The organism is Carnobacterium sp. AT7, from assembly GCF_000171855.1.
GTDB lineage: Bacteria > Bacillota > Bacilli > Lactobacillales > Carnobacteriaceae > Carnobacterium_B > Carnobacterium_B jeotgali.
Genome location: NZ_ABHH01000002.1, coordinates 130,563 through 148,052 on the forward strand (window position 1 = coordinate 130,563; position 17,490 = coordinate 148,052).

A 17,490-nucleotide genomic window follows, 5' to 3' on the forward strand; every position below is an offset into this window, starting at 1 on the left:
GCTATTAACCCTCCTGTTGATCATAAACAATAACAATATTTACTCTTCTATTTTTCGATCTATTTTCTTCTGAATCATTTGGAACTAACGGGTGGTATTCTCCGTATCCTTTTGCCGCCAACCTGGTTGGATTAACATCTCTTTCTTCACTTAAATACCGCAAGACCGATAAGGCTCTGCCTGTTGATAATTCCCAGTTGCTGCTGAAATTTGCATTGTACATTGGCACATTATCCGTGTACCCTTCAATCACTACAGCATTATCAAATTTTTGGATCAATTCACCGAGATCATTTAACGTCTGTTTTCCAGAATCGGCGATAATTGCACTTCCGCTTCCAAATAAAATCGATTCTTGAATATTTACATAAATTCCATCTTGATCGTATTCAACACTTGCTTGAGAAGTAATATTTTTGTCTTCTAAAAACTGAACGACTTCGTTATACATTTTAAGCAATTCTGGATCAACCGTCTCTTCACTAATTTCTTCAAGTGTCTCTTCAAGAGTCTCGTCACTCGTATCTGTTTTTGAATCTACGACTGTGCTTCCTTCAAGCATCGATTCTCCGCCGCCAAATGCTGATTGCATGGACTTAGCTGCAGCTTCAAATTTTTCCGCACTGACACTTGACATTGAATACAATAGAATGAAAAATGTCAGCAATAAAGACATCAAATCTGAAAAAGTTGTCATCCATCCGCCACCGCTAGAGCTGTTTTTGGTTTCTTTTTTCTTTCGTCTTCTAGCCATAGTTTTCTTCCTCTTGCTGAATCTTAGCTGCTTCTTTCATCGCATCTTCTTTATTTTCAAAAGGCAGATAGCCTTTTAATTTTTGCTCAATGACACGTGGATTTTCTCCAGCTTGTAAGGATAAGACACCTTCAATAATCATTTCACAGAACTTCATTTCTTCAATGGTTTGATTCTGCAAGTTGCTGGCTATTGGAATGAACACTAAGTTGGCTAAGAAACTTCCATAGAAAGTCGTAATCAAAGCTGTTGCCATCCCCACACCAATTGTACTAGGGTCATCTAACTCTCCTAGCATAATAATTAATCCAATCAATGTTCCAATCATTCCATAAGCTGGGGCCATTTCGCCCCATTTTAAAAAGATATCTTGACCAACACTGTGTCTTTTTTCAATGTTTTCCGTTGTGATTTCCATAATATCTCTGACTGTTTCAGGTTCTAAACCGTCTACAACCATTTGCAATCCGCTTACCATCAATTCATTGTCTTGCTGTTCAATGTCTTCTTCAATAGCCAAGATTCCTTGACTTCTGGCTTTTCTAGATAATGAAGCAAAAGTTTCAATCAACTCATTGTAGTTAGGATTCGGATCAAGCACCAATGTTTTTAAAATAGAGGGCAATGTTTTAATTGATTTCAATGGAAAACTAATCAGTATTGCACTAAACGAACCACCAAGTGTGATCACTAATGAAGGTGTATCAATAAAACTAGCAATATTTCCACTAGAAGTGATCGACCAAATAATCAAACCAAATCCTAAGATTAAACCAATTATTGGTACAATATTTTTTTTCATAATTCTCCTTCTGAAAAACCGTTGTATATTTTTCTTTTGTATTGAATGACTTTTTCTACTATTTCATTTTCTGTTTCGCTAACTCGTACTGTTTTGCCATCCGTTAATGTAATAATAGTGTCGAAAGAACGGTCTATCCGATAAATCAATTCACAATTCAAATAAAATTCTTTTCCTGAAATAGCTGTTAGAGCAATCATACTTAAACCCCATCCTATTTTTGTTTAGTTATTAACATTAACTAACGTAAAAGGTTTTTCACTGTTTCAAAAAACCTTTTACCTAGAGACTATCTCTTAAGATTAATCAATTCTTCCAACATCGTATCAGAAGTCGTAATACTTCTTGAGTTTGCTTGGTAAGATCTGCTAGTAACAATCATTTCAGTAAATTCATTCGCTAAATCTACGTTAGACATTTCTAAGAAACCCGAACGTACGCTTCCATATCCAGGTTCTCCTGGACTCCCTGCTTCTGGAGCTCCTGAGTTAGCAGTTTCTGTGTATAAGTTTCCACCGCTCTTTTGCAAGCCATCTGGGTTCGAGAATGATGTTAAACCAACACGACCTAAGACCATCGATTTCCCACCACTATAAGACCCAACGATGAACCCTTTACTATCTACGCTGTAGCTTTGTAAATCTGCTTTATCTGCTCCTTCTCCAATACTTTGAGGGATAGTTATTGCTGACATAGTTTTACCATCAACAAAGGTATCAGGATTAAAATTAGTATCATTTACAGCAGGAGGGTTTGCTACAAATCCTTGCACTTTTAAGCCGCCACTTGTAACTAAATTACCATTAGGATCTGTATAAAATCCACCGTCTCTAGTATAAAAAGTGTTATCGCCTTCTTTAACTGTGAAAAATGAGCTATCGCCATTTTCAATCCCGAAGTCTAGTGCTCTTCCAGTTGATTGCAATGATCCACCTGACATAACTGTGTCAATTGATCCTACTTGCACACCAAGACCCACTTGTTGAGCATTGATTCCTGTTTGCGCTGATGCATTAGTTTGGCTCAACATATCTTCAAAACGAACTCTTCCTGTTTTAAAAGCTGTCGTATTTACATTGGCAATATTATTTGAGATAACGTCCATTTTCGTTTGAATATTCTTCATTCCAGTAACACCTGAGTATAGTGATTTTAACATTTCTTTTTCCTCCATTCGATTGTCCCACTTCAGTCGGTCCATGGGATGTTAGCCTCTTTATAAGTCCGGCTAATTTAGGCGTTTATTTTTTTAACACTATCGATATTGGTAACAGTTTCTATTTCATTAGTAGTCATAGCCGTAATAATGGTTCGATTAGCGATACTAGCAATCAATGCCATGTCTTTATACACGATTAATGAATTTTTCGATCCCTTTTGATTCAACTCTTCTACTGCACCTTCAATGGTGGTCAAATCAGATTGATTTAATTGAATACCTCTTTCTGCCATGCGTTTTTGTGCATGATGTGAAATTTTCATTTCTGTTGCAGTCGTTTGATTCTGTAACGATTCGTTCAAAAAAGTACTAAACGTTCGATCAATTTTTTGATTGTTTGGATTAGCTCTATTTTCTATTGTTTGATTTGATGCACTTTCAACGCGAAAAGACATTACGTCTGATCACCAACTTCTAAAATATCGTTTAATGCGTAATCTTTGCCGCCGACTTGAATCGTTGCATAGCCTTTATCAAATTTAACCTTATCAACGGTCCCGTTGACAAAACCTGATTCTGCACCCGCTACTTTTACTTCTTTGCCTAACAGGCTTAAGCCCTGTTGTTGTTGCGTCATTAAAACACTCATATTTAAGGTTTCTGAAACAGTCGTCAACTGGTCCAATGTATTAAATTGAGCTAATTGAGCAAGATAATCGGTTTCTCCACCACCACCGCTGCCGCCACTTTCACCTGGAAGAGAGGGCGTTTTAATTGAGGCTGCCATAATTTGTAAAAAGTCTTCTGTAGCAAGTTCATTATTTTTCTTTTCAGTAGATGAGACATTTTTGATTGACCCCATCATAAAACCAGTTGGAAATTCCATTTTTTTGCTCCTCTTACACTAATATACTAAGTCTACCGGTATCTATCTCCGCTTTTTCTTCAGTTTTTAGTAGTTCTATTTCATTATCCGAAAAATTCATTTGCGGTGATTCAAAAGATTTTTGCTGCCCTTCTTGCTGTCTTTCTTGAGAAGTAAAACCGGCTGTTGCATTTTCGTTCAATTGAATTGTTAGTTCTCCTAAACGAATATTTTGACGGTCTAATTTATCGGTTAAGTGCTGCATACCCGTTGTTAATAATTCTCTTGTTTCCAAGTTGTCCACAACAATCTTTGTTAACAACACATTATCGGTTAACTCTACGGTGATTTTTACTTCCCCCATTTTTGCTGGTGTTAATATGACATGCGCAATAGATTGCTTGCCACTTAAAACCGCTTCAGCTTGTTCCAATACGACTTCATTTATCATTTGGACACTCGCTTGTCTCACAGGTTCGATTACGTTTGATTGTTTTACAGCTGTCGCTTCAAAAAGCGGCTGCTGGTGAATGGTTTGTCCATCCGTATCCATTTCAGCAACTCGCATTGCTGTTTCAGTATTTTCGGAATCAGTCATACGAGAAATTGATTTTTTAAGTAGCGTTTCGTTTAAAACTGGTTCTATCAAAACGTTCAGCTTACTTTTGACTGTATCCAAGTTTTGGGGTTGCAGCAGTTCGTTATCATTTAGTGCTTCACTTGGTTGACTAGCATCATCTAACACTTCATTTAATGATGTTCCTGTTGAATCATCGGGTTTAGCTGTGAGTTGGTTAACAGCCATTCGGTCATTTTTCCATTCAGCAGTCAAAAATCGACCAGTTGGTAAGATAGATCCAACCATTTCATTTTCTTTGGTCGTACTTTGCATTTGATCCATTTCAATCAGAATAGTTTCCTCAACTAACAGGTTAACCGCATCTTTTGCAATGGATTCTCCTTGAATTCTGTTGGTTGGTTCATTGACTACAGCCGGTTTAGTGACCGTTTTTCCAACTGATTCTATTGGCTCTGCTTGGTCCTTTAACCTCTGTTGTGAACTGCTGACTTCAGTCGCTAAAGGTTCCATGAAAGATTCTACAAATTTAGTTTCTTTGGTATCCGGTAAAATTTTTTCATTTTGACCAACTGCAAATGCGTCTATTTTTTCCGTTGCAACAGTTATTTGTGCTGCAAAATCCGGTTCACTGCTATTCAACGGTTGATTCACTGCAACTGGCTGTTGTTCTTGTGTCAAGTTAAACGTGCCTGTATAAAGCACTGGTGAATCTAAGAAAATCGCTTCGTCAGCTGTGTCTTCATCAGTTTCTTGGTTAATTTCCTGTTCCTTTGTCTTTTTAGAATCAGAAATCTCTTTATGTATTGTGCCAGACTTCTCTTTGTCTAGATACCCTGCAAGCTGAGCTTCAAATTCTTCTGGTAGTACTGCTTGTTGCTGTTCAGGTAATTGTTGGGCGCCACTACTAATGGGTGCAACAGGAGTTGGGTTCATGTGTTTTTTCACCTCCTTTCAATGGAAGATAAATCCATTTAGTGATGCGTATGTAGGTTAATAAAATGATTTTCCAAAACTTAAGGTTGCCATTTCATCTAATTGCTTTTGTTCTTCTTGTTTTTCTTGTTCCATTGTTAAGGTGTACTCTTTTTCCTTTAACTTCTCCATAACTTTTCGGTCTTTATGGGCTTCCATTAATTCGATACGAGCCACTTCTACTTCTTTTTCCGCTTTATTAACGACATTCTTTTGATGAATGATTTTTTCATCAATCATATCTTTATATAAATTCTGTCGTCGCAAGACATCGATACGATTAGTTGATAAGCTGTCATTTTTTATTTTGATATTTTCATCGATCAAACGTCGTAAGATTGTTTCTTGTTGTTGTTTACTTTGTTGAACTTGGACTAGATTTTTTTTCTTCTCTTCTTCGGTATCTGATCTCCAGTCGAGAACTTTTTCCATTGAAAACTGATATTTTGTCAATTTCTTTGCTCCTTACTTTAACCAACTGAGAAAGTTATCCTGATTACTTTTATAATGTACGCCAACTATTACTCTAGAACGCTTTTTTTAAGAAAAAGCACCTAAAGCGAGCGTCCACGATACAGTGAAGCTTACGTTGTTACTCATTGTATCATCGAAGCCGGTTGCACGTTACAGTGCGGCCAGAAAAGCTACTCACTGTAACGTGCACCACTATCTTCTACCTGCCACTTTAAACTTTCCATAACCCAGCTACTCAAAACCTTTTTAATTGCCGAATTGCTGTACTTCAAAGAGCGTTTTTAATTGTCCAACTACTTCATCGAATGCATAGCGCTCGTCTACTCGTTGTTTCAAGAAGTCTTTGATTGGTGTGTTTAACTGAACGGCACGGTCGACTAATGGGTTGCTGCCTTTACGGTACGCTCCTACATCAATCAAATCTTTTGAATCCGAGTAAATAGCCATATTCTCTTTTAATTTTCCAGCTGTTTCAGAATGCTTTTCGGCTGTGATGTCTTTCATCAACCGACTGATGCTATTTTGAATATCGATTGCCGGGTAGTGATTCTCTGAAGCAATTTTTCGCGACAATACGATATGGCCATCTAATATTCCACGCACAGAATCGGCAATGGGTTCATTCATGTCATCCCCTTCAACCAATACGGTATAAAAGGCTGTGATTGATCCATTTTCAGACATTCCGCTACGTTCTAATAACTTAGGCAATGTTGTGAAAACCGATGGTGTGTACCCTTTTGTTGTTGGTGGCTCGCCAGTTGCTAATCCAATTTCACGTTGGGCCATAGCTACACGCGTAACCGAGTCCATCATCAAGACGACTTTCTTGCCTTGATCTCTAAAGTACTCTGCAATAGTCGTTGCGACCGAGGCTCCTTTTAAACGGACCAGCGGAGGCATATCTGACGTTGCACAAACAACAACTGACTTTCGGTAGCCTTCTTCGCCTAAATCTTTTTCGATAAATTCTAGCACTTCTCTGCCACGTTCTCCAATCAATCCAATCACAATAATGTCTGCTTCAATGTAGCGCGCCATCATTCCTAGCAAGGTACTTTTCCCGACCCCACTACCTGCAAAAATCCCAACCCGTTGACCTTCACCGACAGTCAATGTTCCATCAATGGCTTTTATCCCCGTTGGCATAACATCTTTGATTTTTTTTCGTTTAAAAGGATTTGGCGAGCTTCTATTCACATCATAAAACACGCCGTCTACTACTAATGAGGTATCCATCGGTCGGCCTAAGCCATCCAATGTATTGCCGAGCAGCTTTTCACTAATTTCAACTTTTAGCGTTTTGCCAGTCGGTTTGACTAAACAACCTGGCCCAATGCCTTCTAATTCATCTAAAGGCATCAGTAAAACCGTTTCATCTACGAACCCAACGACTTCACTCAATGCCACTCTGCCAGATGATTTGATCAAAATCTCGCATACTTCGCCTACAAATGCATCCAAGCCTTCTACTTTAATGATCAGACCCGTCACTTGACTAACTTTCCCCATCTTTAAGTAGTAACTTTTTCGATTCAATTGGTTGTGATATGTTTCAAAAGGAATATCAAACATTATCGTCACTCCACATTCTTCATCTCATCTATCATCGCATCTAATTGTTTTCGCACTTGCAAATCAACGATTGCATGGGCATTTTCAACCACACAGCCATTTTTAGCCAATGTATTATCTGACAGAACTGCAAACCGAATATCTTGATTCTCTTTTTCAAACTCTTTTACTTTTTCTTTAACCAATTCTTTTTGTTCCGGTCTGACCATCAACGTGATGAATTGATCTTCTCGCTTCAAACGATGCAACACTGGCTTAATTAAATCCATTACTTGATTCGAAGAGACATCAATTGTTTTATGAACAATGGTTTCAGCCATGTGTCCTGCCAACTCGATGAATTCAGTTCTTTTAGCTTGGTAATAGCTTTCTACCACTTCTTGAGCTTCAATCAGCATGTTGTGGATTGTTTCTCTCAAACGTTGGCTCTCTTCTTCAGCTTGCTTTATACCGGCTGCATAGCCTGCAATGTAACCCGTTTCATAGCCGTTTCTTTGACCTTCTTCAAAGCCTTGCTTTTCAGCCATTTCTCTCATTTGGTTGGCTTCATTTTGGGCTTCAGAAAGAATAGCCAGTTTCTTTTGGCTCGCTTCCAGCAACAAAGCTCTAGCTTGCTCAACTTCAATCGGTTCTTCTAGCAGTTGCTCACTTAAGATTTCTTCCATGTCAGGTCGTTTGGCAGCTGTCATATCCGTTTCGATAAATGAGCGGCTGTCTTTTGTAAACGACTGTCCTTGCTTGATAATTTTATGAAATGATGGCATCAGATTCGCCTCTTCTCAAATAGATCTCCCCTTTTTCATCTAAGCGACGAATCACGGTTACAATGCGTTGTTGAGCTTCTTCAACGGCTGATAAGCGAGTAGGTCCCATGAATTGTAGATCTTCTTTAAGTGTCTCAACTGCACGAGTAGAAAGGTTGCTGTAAATAAAGCTCTTGATTTCGTCCGATACCCCTTTAAGAGCCAATGCCAAGTCATCATTCTTAACGTCTCTAAGAACTTTTTGCACATCGCCTTTTTCAAGTGTAACGATGTCTTCAAATGTGAACAGACTAGCTTTGATTTCTTCAGCCAATTCTGGTTGTTTTTCTTCCAATACACTAATGATGTTTTTCTCAGTGCTTCGTCCAACAGAATTTAAGATTTCAACCAATGTACGAACGCCACCGACTGTTTCCAAATCATTTTCAATGTAATTTGAAAATTTATTCTCAATTACTTTTTCAATTTTTTCAATAATAGCAGGAGAAGTACTCGTGATGGTTCCGATTCTCTCAGCGATTTCTGATTGCAACTCTAGTGGAAATTCTGCCAAAATAATCGCTGCTTTTTCTGGCTGCATGTAGCATAAAATCAACGCAACTGTTTGCGGTTGTTCATTTAATAATAAGTTCGTCAGCTGTTGTGGATCGGCTTTTCGAGCAATATTGAATGGACGTTCACGCAGTTGAATCTGGTTCAGCATATCAATCACTTCTTTGGCACGTTGCGGACCAATAGCCATATTCAATAAATTCTTAGCGTAGTCAATCCCACCATCGATCACGTATTCTCTTGCTTGAGACATTTCGATAAATTCATTGATAACCGAATCCCGTTCTTCTGGGTTCACATAATCAATATTAGCTATTTCATAACTCACTTTTTGAATGTAGCTGTCAGGAAGATTTTTCATGATCTTGGCTGACGTTTCTGAGCCTAATGAGATCAGCAATATAGCCGCTTTTTTTAATCCGTCTACTTCTTTCATACCTTCACCTACTCATCTTTCATCCAAATTTTGATCAAGTCAGCTGCGCCTTCTGGACTTTCTTTCGCATACTCTCTTACAGTCGTTTCTTTTTCAGACATATTTTTATTTAGTTCTCTTTTAAGATCTGCTTTTTCTTTTGCTTTTTTCTGCTCATCTGTGGGTTGAACAGGTCGCATCGGTTGTACGATTGGTTCCGGTTCTTCCTCATCGAAGAAATCCAACTCATCATCTTTTCGATTGCGCAGCAACATACGGAGCAATACAATCATCACGATTAAAAGAACGAGTCCACCTACAAGATATGGCCAATAACGTAAGAGCGTATCTCGAATACTGCTCTTTAATTGCTCGGGAGCTGTTGGTTCGACTACTTCAGTAGACGTTGCAAAATCGATCCCTTGTATCGAAATCACGTCTTCTCGTTCAGCAACTGTCCCAACCGTTGCAGCCACGATAGCCTCTAGCGATTCTTTATCCGCTGGACTTAAATTGCCGTCAAAAATAACCGAAGTGCTTAAGCGTTCTACTTCTCCGGGTGCCTTAATAGTATTTGTTGTTTCTGAATTCAATTCATAATTAGTCGTTCGGTCATACGTAGAATTTCCGCCTTCTTCACCACTCGTTACTTGATTAATAGCGTTGTCGAATCCTTCTCCTTCTTCGACCCCAATCGTTTTTCCACCTGCAGAAACCGTTTCACTCCGAACAGAAGAATCGCCATAATTAATGATTTCACTTTCACTTGAGTCGAAATTCATGTCGGCATTGACGGCAACGGTCAACTTATCGATTCCATAAATCGGACCTAGTGTTTGAAGCAGCTTTTGTTCTAATTGTTGTTCGTAACTGTTGGTAATAGCTTGGTACTTGCTGACCAAATCGGTCGCATTTAAATTGACTTCATCTTCCAATGCTACACTCAATAAATTACCAGCGGTATCTACGATCTTGATATTTTCTTTTGGCAAATTATCGACTGCTCCAGAAATCAAAGATGCAATTCCTTGCACAGCATTAGCAGGAATTTGAGAACCGCTTAAAGGAGTTAATACAACAGAAGCTGAGGCCTTTGATTGATTCTCTTCACTTGTAAAGACACTGTCTTCTGGCAGTGACAACATCACTTTTGCCTCTTCAATGGAATCAAGTGCTGAAATCGAGCGTTCCAATTCGCCAGTAACCGCTCTTTGGTACATAATTTTACGGTCTTCATCGGTTGCCATCATGCTGGTTTCATCAAAAATCTCAAAACCAGTCGTACTTTTTGGTAAGAGATCATTTACGGCTAATTCAATTCTATATGCATCAACTTGGGCTTGATCAATTAAAATCGTTGTGCCATTGTCTTCTAGCTTATAATCGATGCCTTTAGTTTTTATATCATTTACGATTGTACCTGCATCTGCTTCTTCCAGATTAGAAAACAGTGTGGCATACTCTACTTTTTGCGTGTAGTAAGTCATAGCGGTTACAATACTAATAACAAAAAACAGCACCATAACGAGGCCGATGCGTTTGCTTTTGCCAAGATTCGTCCAACCGTCTTTGATTCCAGTCCAGATTTTCTTAATTCCATCCATAATTAACGTAACTCCCCCAAAACCTCATTAAAATTGCATATTTTTTATTTCGTTGTAAGCTTCTAGACCTTTATTTCTTAATTGCAAGGCTAATTCTAGTGACAATTGAGCCTCAGAGGTTTGAATCATGACACTGTGTAAATTATCTGTGTTCCCTGTAATCAAGCCTTGTACACCTTGATCAGCTGCAACTTGTTGGTCATTTAGTGAACCCATCGCATTTTCCAACATATTTGAAAATGACGCTGAACCAGTCGCTGCTTCAGCTGATTGTTCCTTTAATCCACCGGTCACTCCCGTTTGCGTTGGTCCACTGACTAAGCTATTAAAAAGTGCATCTACATTCATTTAAATTCTCCTCTAAACTGTTTTATTAACCAATTGTAATCTGTAACGCTTTAGACAGCATTTCTTTGCTGGCATTCATAGCTGTTACGTTAGCGTCATATGTTCGCAGTGTTGTCATCATATCAATCATTTCATCTGCCATATTAACGTTCGACTGTTGAACATAACCCTCTTCATTGGCATCAGGATGAGTTGGATCATACTCCATAACAATGTCATCTGTATTCTCTCTAATTTCAGTTGGTTTTACGCCAAAACTTTTTTCAGTACCTTGACCGTTCAAAGAAGTTTCAACTTGCTTTAAACTTTCTTCAAAGACCACTTCTTTTTTTAAGTACGGACCTTCTCCATCTTCTGTTCGCGTTGTGTTCACATTCGCAATATTGGTCGATATCGTATCTAGCTTCAAGCGTTCTAAGCTTAATCCGCTTGCATTTATTTGCATTGAATCAAAAATGGACATTAGTACACCTTCTTCTTTTTCTATTCACTACTTCGTAATTACACTACGCAACATGGCATATTTAGCGTTTAATTGAGTCACCAACCCATTATAATAAATGCTGTTGCTAGCTTCTTCAGCCATTTCGATATCAATATCCACATTATTCCCATTCTCTTTGACTGAAGTATTGGTTCTTTTTGACACAACTGGTGTTACTTCATTTAAATTTTCAAACCCTATATGTAAATCACTTGTTTTATTCATTGTTGTACCTTTTGAAACATTATCTAAGATACTTTCAAATTCTACTTTATTGACTTTGTAGCCATCTGTATTTACATTCGCAATATTGCTTGAAATCATTTCTTGTCTCATTGAAGCTGCATCTAATGCATTTTTCATCAAATTGTAAGTAGGATCCATTTCATTCACTCCCAATCTTAATTTTCCAATTTGTTTTATTATGAACATTTTTGTATTTATCACTCACAAATAAAATACATTCGTTATTAATTATTATACATTTATTAGTCGACTTTTTGGTAAACTATACAGTTCTATCAACCTAAGAAAGTATATCCTATTTGTTTTTATTCAGCAATACACTTTTCTCATTCCACTTTGTTCAAAAATACACAAGTTATCTTTTTCTAAAAAAAATAATTTTTTTACTTGATTTTTCTTTTTACTTTGATGTTCAAATAAAACCTTGATTTTATTAAATTTTAATACAAAATAGCCTTACTTTTTTGAAAGTAAGGCGGAGTGGGACTATTAAATTAATATTGTTATTTATTTTTTTTGAAAATGTGTCTAAAAATCAACACTTGTCGTTTTTTATTTTCACTCTATTTCAATCCAAGCATCCCGTAGTTCTTCTACTAACTTACGGTTACGCTTTACATCTTCAGTGTCTTTGGAAACATTTGCTTTAATCAATTCACTACCAATGTATTCATACATGCGGTAAAGATTTTCCGCAACTTCTCCGCCTCTTTCAAAGTCTAATGTGTTCATTAATTCAGCAATAATATCTTGCGCTTTGATCAACACTTGATTCGTTTTTTCGATATTTTTTTCTGCAATGTGTATCTCAGCTAATTTCAAGTTTTTGATACAACCTTCATATAAAAGGACGATTAATTTTTTAGGAGATGCATTTAAAATCTGATTTTGTTTATAAATTTCTGATCCGTTTTTTTGGTACAAAGTTTTTACCTCCTGATTCCATTACTTGTCTTTTTATTTTCCCTGTTAAATTCCTTTATCTACAAATACAGGAGCCCGTTTAACCGACACATAGTTGTCTCTGACTTGATTTTTTTTATTGATTTGTTTCATTTTATTCATTAAGCTTGTTTTTTCTCTACGAATACTTGTCATTAATTTTTGTTGTTGAGGAATAATAGCGGTCAATAATTGTTTTTCAATTGGTGTGTATTGACTAGCAGCCTCTTCAGTCAATTTTTCTTCAATGGCTTTTAATAAATCCAAATTTTGTTGGTTTTCAGCTATGATCTTCATTGCTTCTACTGCGCTTCCGCTCCAAGACTCCAGCAAAATATTCATTTTCTCCAATAAACCTGTTCGAATTTGAGTCCACTCAGCATCAGTTTTCATGGTGTCTTATCCTTTCTTAATGAGCTCAGTTTTTATTTCTCTGTACTAAATTGACTTTGCAAGTATGCCATTTGCGATTCAGCTTGCATCATAGCCGTATCTAAGCGAGTAAACATGGCAACATAATTTTCGCGTTTCTTCACTAAGCGCTCATTGAATTTAGCAATACTCTTAGTAATATCTTCTGACAATTTATCATAAGTAGCTGACTTAGTCACAATAATACCCGTTTTATCTGAAATATACGTATCGACTAACGCACGCATCTTTTGAGCCATGCCAACTTCTTTTTCAGTTTTTACCGTTGTTGGAGCACCATTCTCATCAACTCCTGGTGTTTCAGTCGTTGTTGTTTGGAATAACATTTTCTTCACAGCTGTTGGATCATCTGCTAAAGCTGTCTTTAACTTAGCTGTATCCAGAGTAGCTGCACCAAAACGGTCGACAGAGATACCAATGGCTTCTAAGTTTTTGTAGGCTGGATTTCCACTACTCACACTTTGGGTCATCAAAGAACGCAAACTTGACTGTAAACGGATTAAAGAACTGTCCCCAGCTAACGCACCTGTTTTATTCTTTTCGGCTGAAGGATCTCCAACATCTAATTGATCGCCGACAAATGTAAGTGTTGAATTGTATTGATCGACAAAAGATTGAAATGCTTTAACTGTTGTATCCGTATCTTCTTTGATTCCAATCGTAACAGGTTTTGACGCTTCCGTTACCCCTTTTAAATCAATAGTCAAACCTTCAACAGCATCTGTAATGGTATTGCTATTTCGTGTCACTTTAATACCATCTACAGTAAGTTCGGCAGACTGTCCACCTTCATAAGCTTTGTCTTTTTCAAAGCCTAATGCTTTGGCCATATCGCTGTTATCAATTGCTATTCCAGATTCATCGGTTAGATTACCGCCAAATGTCATCGTGCGTTCGCCCATTTTACTATCCGTCATAATGATACGATTATCTACGATTTTTGCTTGAATACCAGATTCTTTTGTCTTTTCGTTAATCTTGCCAACAATATCTTTTAAGCTATCTTTCGCTTCGATACTAATGTCAAATTTCCCAATAGATGCTTCTTTTTCTTCTACAGGACCAGAGGTTGCTTGACTAGTTAATGTAAACGTACCAGACAATTTAAGACTTCCTTTAATCGTTGCACCCTCAGCTAAGGGTATTTCACCTGATGTAACTTTGTTTGAAGTTGCTAAACGATTTACTTCAATGCTGTAATCACTCGCTAATGAATCTGTACCTGCTGTAATAGCTACCTTAGTTGCATCACTTGACGTTGCTGATTTGGATTTAAATGTTTTATCTTCTCCAAGCGTGCCTAGTTTAGTAAATAAACTATCTAACCGTGTATTGATGTCTTTCCAAGCATTTTTTTCTGCTGTAATGCTCGATTGTTTATTGGTATATTGAACCACTTTTCCTGATTCTGCTTCGATCATAGCATCGATGGTTGCTGAATCAATACCTGAATAAGATCCTAAAAAATTAATACTGCCAGCCATTTTATTACTCCTTTCGGTCGACTAAAATTCCGGCTGAATCCCAAACACTCTCAAGTATATCGAGCATTTTTTCTGGTGGAATCTCTTTTACGACTTCATGCGTTTGCTTGTCTATCAATCTAACAACTGTTCTTCCAGTACCTTCATGGATTTTAAAATCAAATTGCGTTTTTAACCCCAATAAAAATTGATTGGCTTTTTCAACCGTTTCTTTTAATTCTTCTTGGGTTATTTCAGAAACGATAATAGGCTCTGGTTTTTCTTTTGAGTCTCCTGTTCCTTTTATGTAGGCTTGCTTATCTGATTGGTGAATAGTATTTGATTCAATTGGTCGAATTTGAAGAGATTTAGTGACAGCTTGTATAATATCCAGATCTGACAACTCCGTTTCTCAACATCGTATAGTTTACTATAAATGAAAAGTCCATACAACGTCGTTTTTCCATCTATAGGTTATATCGACAACTTTGTAAATTAATTAATAGAAAATAGCCTAGAAATAATCTCTATTAAAATAATCAACATGAATAACTCAACTATTACCAAACACTTTACTGACTCTTCCTGCAACAGCTTTCATTGAACTGTAATAAAATCCACCACCTATTAACATTACATACTCTAGTCATATCTTAAAAGATAAAAAAAAACCTGAACTATTCATCGTTTAAAACTAATGAATAATTCAGGTGTTTTATTTTAATTATTTAATTTATTGAACTATTATTGTAATAATGAAAGAACACTTTGTGGCATTTGGTTTGCTTGAGCCAACATTGAAGTAGAAGCTTGAGAAAGGATGTTTGATTTAGTGAAGCTCATCATTTCTTCAGCCATATCTACGTCAGTAATACGAGAGTTAGCTTCTGATAAGTTTTCCTTAGTTGTAGCTAAGTTAGAAACTGTGTGATCTAAACGGTTTTGAACAGCACCTAAGTCAGCACGTTGGCTTGAAACAGAACCGATAGCTTTATCTAATTTACCTAGAATATCATCAGTATTTGCATTTGTAGCAGTTACGTCAATATTATTCACACCTAATCCTTTTGAACTCATGTTTTTAATTTCAACGCTAATTTTTTCACCAGCGTTTGCACCAATTTGGAAATTGAACTTAGTATCTCTACTTTCACCCAAATCATTTACAGAAAGTTCAGATTTCCCTGCTTTTGCTATTGCATTATTCAAAGTAGTAATTTCTGCATCAGTAGCATTAGTACCTGCAGCTACTGTTACTCCATATTTACTTGCCTTTGCATCAAAATCAGCCTTAACTGTAGAAGTATCGAAAGCGTCAGCAAGTTTTTTATCAGCTGATACATCAGCTGCTTTATCAGTATTATATTTAGCAATTATCTTATCTAGTTTTTCTGGTGTTAAGTCTTTTAGAGCTGTATGCATGTCTCCTGCAGTATCAGTGCCATCAGCTTTCAATGTAGTATTAGCATTAGTAGCCTTGATAGCTAATACTAATAATTTATTATCATTAGTAGCCGGTGCTGTAAGTGCAGCTCCAGCTGGAGTAAAATTACCGCCAATTGATGTGCTAGTAATTTCAGAACCATTCATTAATCCTTTTGTATTAAATTCTGTATCTCCAGCTATACGATCTACTTCTTTAGTTAATGATGTTAATTCAGCTTGGATAGCTGTTTTATCGTCTGCAGTGTTTGTTCCATTAGCTGATTGAACAGTTAAGTCACGCATACGATTTAAAATACTGTGTGTTTCTCCTAAAGCACCTTCAGCTGTTTGAATCAATGAAATGCCATCTTGAGCGTTACGTGAAGCTTGAGTCATTCCAGAAATTTGATTTTTCATTTTCTCTGAGATTGCTAAACCTGCTGCGTCATCTCCTGCTTTGTTGATACGTAGTCCTGATGATAATTTAGCTAATGAGCTGCTTTTTGAAGCATTAGCTGATGTAAGATTTGAGTAAGTATTCATTGCTGCTGTATTTGTATTAATTCTCATTATGTGTTTCCTCCTAAAGTCTATTTTGTGAAGGTGTTGCCTTCTACCTCTTATATCGGCACGTTTCATTATCAGTTAAGGATGTTTTTTATTTTTTTATTTAAATAAAGCATTTTCTTAACACTATTTTGTAGTTTAAAACACGCGCTGTTTAGCGATGTGTTAATTTCAGTTATATCTATATTTTTGCAGTAGAATTTTCTTTTCTTTTCTTAATAGCATCTTCTGCAATAGTTTGAACTATCTTTAACATCATTCTATCAATCTCTTTTCGGTTTTTTATATAAAAACCAGTAATGAATTCTATAAACATTGAGAGTTTAGTCACTCATTTCCCTACTTTCTTTATTAATTTCTTAGCAATTTTACGCATTAGTTTGTTTTCGTTAGTATCAACAATCGATTGTAAAAGTATGATAGATAACTGATCTTTTGTGATATCTCCATATTGCTCCGTTGTTTTGTCTGCTATACTAAAAAGTTTATCCACATCTAATTTTAAGGACTTATTTATTGCAGTGCTAATTTCCAATGTTTCTTTGACATTGATATTTGTGTTATTCAATTTTTCAAGGTATTCTTTTTTTGTTGCTGCAAGAAACTGTTCTTGATCAAGTTTTAATTCTGCTGCTAAAGGATATTTTATTTCGATTTCTTTTTGTTCCAAATTAGCTGAATAACTCTTATTTTCTAAACTCATAATTCATCTCCCATACATATTCAAATAATAATTGATCTTAATTAATTTTATTAAACGCTATCAACTTTTAGTTACGTCCTATCTTATAATCTTGTATCGGTAAATCCCAATTATAATTAAGCACTTTTAACTTTGAATGTGGCTTTACACACTACGTTTCATTAACTTCCGAATGATTATATTTAGTGAATGCTTCTACAACCTTCCAGACTCATCACTATAATTCATATCGTAAACGACACTAAATACACGACTAAATTTCTTTCAAAGACAATTCTAACGCTATTTTTAATAAAATCTATTCGTATATCTCGGGAGAATTCGCTACTTTTTATTCAGTTTCTGTAGCTGCTATAGCTGTATC

The 17,490-nt window shown here is 36.4% G+C and carries 22 protein-coding genes; all 22 read right to left on the reverse strand.

What is annotated here, in order from left to right; translation table 11 throughout:
* Positions 1-4: 4 nt before the first annotated feature.
* Positions 5-754, reverse strand: coding sequence for an OmpA/MotB family protein (locus tag CAT7_RS01355; RefSeq protein WP_007721144.1), 750 nt, complete (start codon positions 752-754; stop codon positions 5-7).
* Positions 747-1,556, reverse strand: a complete 810-nt coding sequence (locus CAT7_RS01360; protein ID WP_007721145.1) for a motility protein A — start codon at positions 1,554-1,556, stop codon at positions 747-749. Before CAT7_RS01360 ends, CAT7_RS01355 begins: the two co-directional genes overlap by 8 nt.
* Positions 1,553-1,756, reverse strand: a complete 204-nt coding sequence (locus CAT7_RS01365; RefSeq protein ID WP_007721147.1) for a flagellar FlbD family protein — start codon at positions 1,754-1,756, stop codon at positions 1,553-1,555. Before CAT7_RS01365 ends, CAT7_RS01360 begins: the two co-directional genes overlap by 4 nt.
* A gap of 89 nt (positions 1,757-1,845) precedes the next feature.
* Positions 1,846-2,715 carry a flagellar hook-basal body complex protein gene (locus CAT7_RS01370; RefSeq protein ID WP_007721148.1) on the reverse strand — a complete coding sequence of 290 codons (870 nt, stop codon included), beginning with the start codon at positions 2,713-2,715 and terminating at the stop codon, positions 1,846-1,848.
* Positions 2,716-2,789: 74 nt separating this feature from the next.
* Positions 2,790-3,170: a TIGR02530 family flagellar biosynthesis protein gene (locus CAT7_RS01375; RefSeq protein WP_007721151.1), complete on the reverse strand. Its 381-nt coding sequence runs from the start codon at positions 3,168-3,170 to the stop codon at positions 2,790-2,792.
* Positions 3,170-3,601 (reverse strand): hypothetical protein, encoded by a 432-nt coding sequence (locus tag CAT7_RS01380; RefSeq protein WP_007721153.1) that lies wholly within the window; start codon positions 3,599-3,601, stop codon positions 3,170-3,172. Before CAT7_RS01380 ends, CAT7_RS01375 begins: the two co-directional genes overlap by 1 nt.
* A 13-nt stretch (positions 3,602-3,614) precedes the next feature.
* Entirely contained in the window at positions 3,615-5,093 is a 1,479-nt protein-coding gene (locus CAT7_RS01385) for a flagellar hook-length control protein FliK (protein ID WP_007721156.1), read from the reverse strand.
* A 57-nt stretch (positions 5,094-5,150) separates the two neighbouring features.
* On the reverse strand, positions 5,151-5,585 hold the full coding sequence (fliJ, locus tag CAT7_RS01390; protein ID WP_007721166.1) for a flagellar export protein FliJ: 435 nt from the start codon (positions 5,583-5,585) through the stop codon (positions 5,151-5,153).
* Positions 5,586-5,852: 267 nt separating this feature from the next.
* Positions 5,853-7,184, reverse strand: a complete 1,332-nt coding sequence (gene fliI / locus CAT7_RS01395) for a flagellar protein export ATPase FliI (RefSeq protein ID WP_035019325.1) — start codon at positions 7,182-7,184, stop codon at positions 5,853-5,855.
* Positions 7,185-7,186: 2 nt separating this feature from the next.
* Positions 7,187-7,945: a FliH/SctL family protein gene (locus CAT7_RS01400; RefSeq protein WP_007721169.1), complete on the reverse strand. Its 759-nt coding sequence runs from the start codon at positions 7,943-7,945 to the stop codon at positions 7,187-7,189.
* Complete coding sequence (gene fliG / locus CAT7_RS01405; protein ID WP_007721171.1) at positions 7,929-8,933, reverse strand: flagellar motor switch protein FliG; 1,005 nt, start codon at positions 8,931-8,933, stop codon at positions 7,929-7,931. The genes CAT7_RS01400 and fliG overlap by 17 nt, the downstream gene beginning before the upstream one ends.
* An 8-nt stretch (positions 8,934-8,941) precedes the next feature.
* Positions 8,942-10,516: a flagellar basal-body MS-ring/collar protein FliF gene (gene fliF, locus CAT7_RS01410; RefSeq protein WP_007721174.1), complete on the reverse strand. Its 1,575-nt coding sequence runs from the start codon at positions 10,514-10,516 to the stop codon at positions 8,942-8,944.
* A 27-nt stretch (positions 10,517-10,543) separates the two neighbouring features.
* On the reverse strand, positions 10,544-10,864 hold the full coding sequence (gene fliE / locus CAT7_RS01415; protein WP_007721176.1) for a flagellar hook-basal body complex protein FliE: 321 nt from the start codon (positions 10,862-10,864) through the stop codon (positions 10,544-10,546).
* Positions 10,865-10,889: 25 nt separating this feature from the next.
* Entirely contained in the window at positions 10,890-11,327 is a 438-nt protein-coding gene (flgC, locus tag CAT7_RS01420; RefSeq protein WP_007721178.1) for a flagellar basal body rod protein FlgC, read from the reverse strand.
* A gap of 27 nt (positions 11,328-11,354) precedes the next feature.
* Positions 11,355-11,732, reverse strand: a complete 378-nt coding sequence (gene flgB, locus CAT7_RS01425) for a flagellar basal body rod protein FlgB (protein WP_007721180.1) — start codon at positions 11,730-11,732, stop codon at positions 11,355-11,357.
* A gap of 420 nt (positions 11,733-12,152) precedes the next feature.
* Positions 12,153-12,518: a flagellar export chaperone FliS gene (fliS, locus tag CAT7_RS01430; protein ID WP_007721182.1), complete on the reverse strand. Its 366-nt coding sequence runs from the start codon at positions 12,516-12,518 to the stop codon at positions 12,153-12,155.
* A 45-nt stretch (positions 12,519-12,563) separates the two neighbouring features.
* Complete coding sequence (locus CAT7_RS01435; RefSeq protein WP_007721184.1) at positions 12,564-12,929, reverse strand: hypothetical protein; 366 nt, start codon at positions 12,927-12,929, stop codon at positions 12,564-12,566.
* Positions 12,930-12,961: 32 nt separating this feature from the next.
* Complete coding sequence (gene fliD / locus CAT7_RS01440; RefSeq protein WP_007721185.1) at positions 12,962-14,452, reverse strand: flagellar filament capping protein FliD; 1,491 nt, start codon at positions 14,450-14,452, stop codon at positions 12,962-12,964.
* A gap of 4 nt (positions 14,453-14,456) precedes the next feature.
* Positions 14,457-14,834, reverse strand: coding sequence for a flagellar protein FlaG (locus CAT7_RS01445; RefSeq protein ID WP_007721186.1), 378 nt, complete (start codon positions 14,832-14,834; stop codon positions 14,457-14,459).
* Between the two features lie 341 nt (positions 14,835-15,175).
* Complete coding sequence (locus tag CAT7_RS01450) at positions 15,176-16,426, reverse strand: flagellin N-terminal helical domain-containing protein (protein WP_007721187.1); 1,251 nt, start codon at positions 16,424-16,426, stop codon at positions 15,176-15,178.
* A gap of 178 nt (positions 16,427-16,604) precedes the next feature.
* Positions 16,605-16,754: a hypothetical protein gene (locus tag CAT7_RS12240; RefSeq protein ID WP_007721188.1), complete on the reverse strand. Its 150-nt coding sequence runs from the start codon at positions 16,752-16,754 to the stop codon at positions 16,605-16,607.
* Positions 16,755-17,126, reverse strand: coding sequence for a hypothetical protein (locus CAT7_RS01455; protein ID WP_007721189.1), 372 nt, complete (start codon positions 17,124-17,126; stop codon positions 16,755-16,757).
* Positions 17,127-17,490 lie beyond the last annotated feature (364 nt).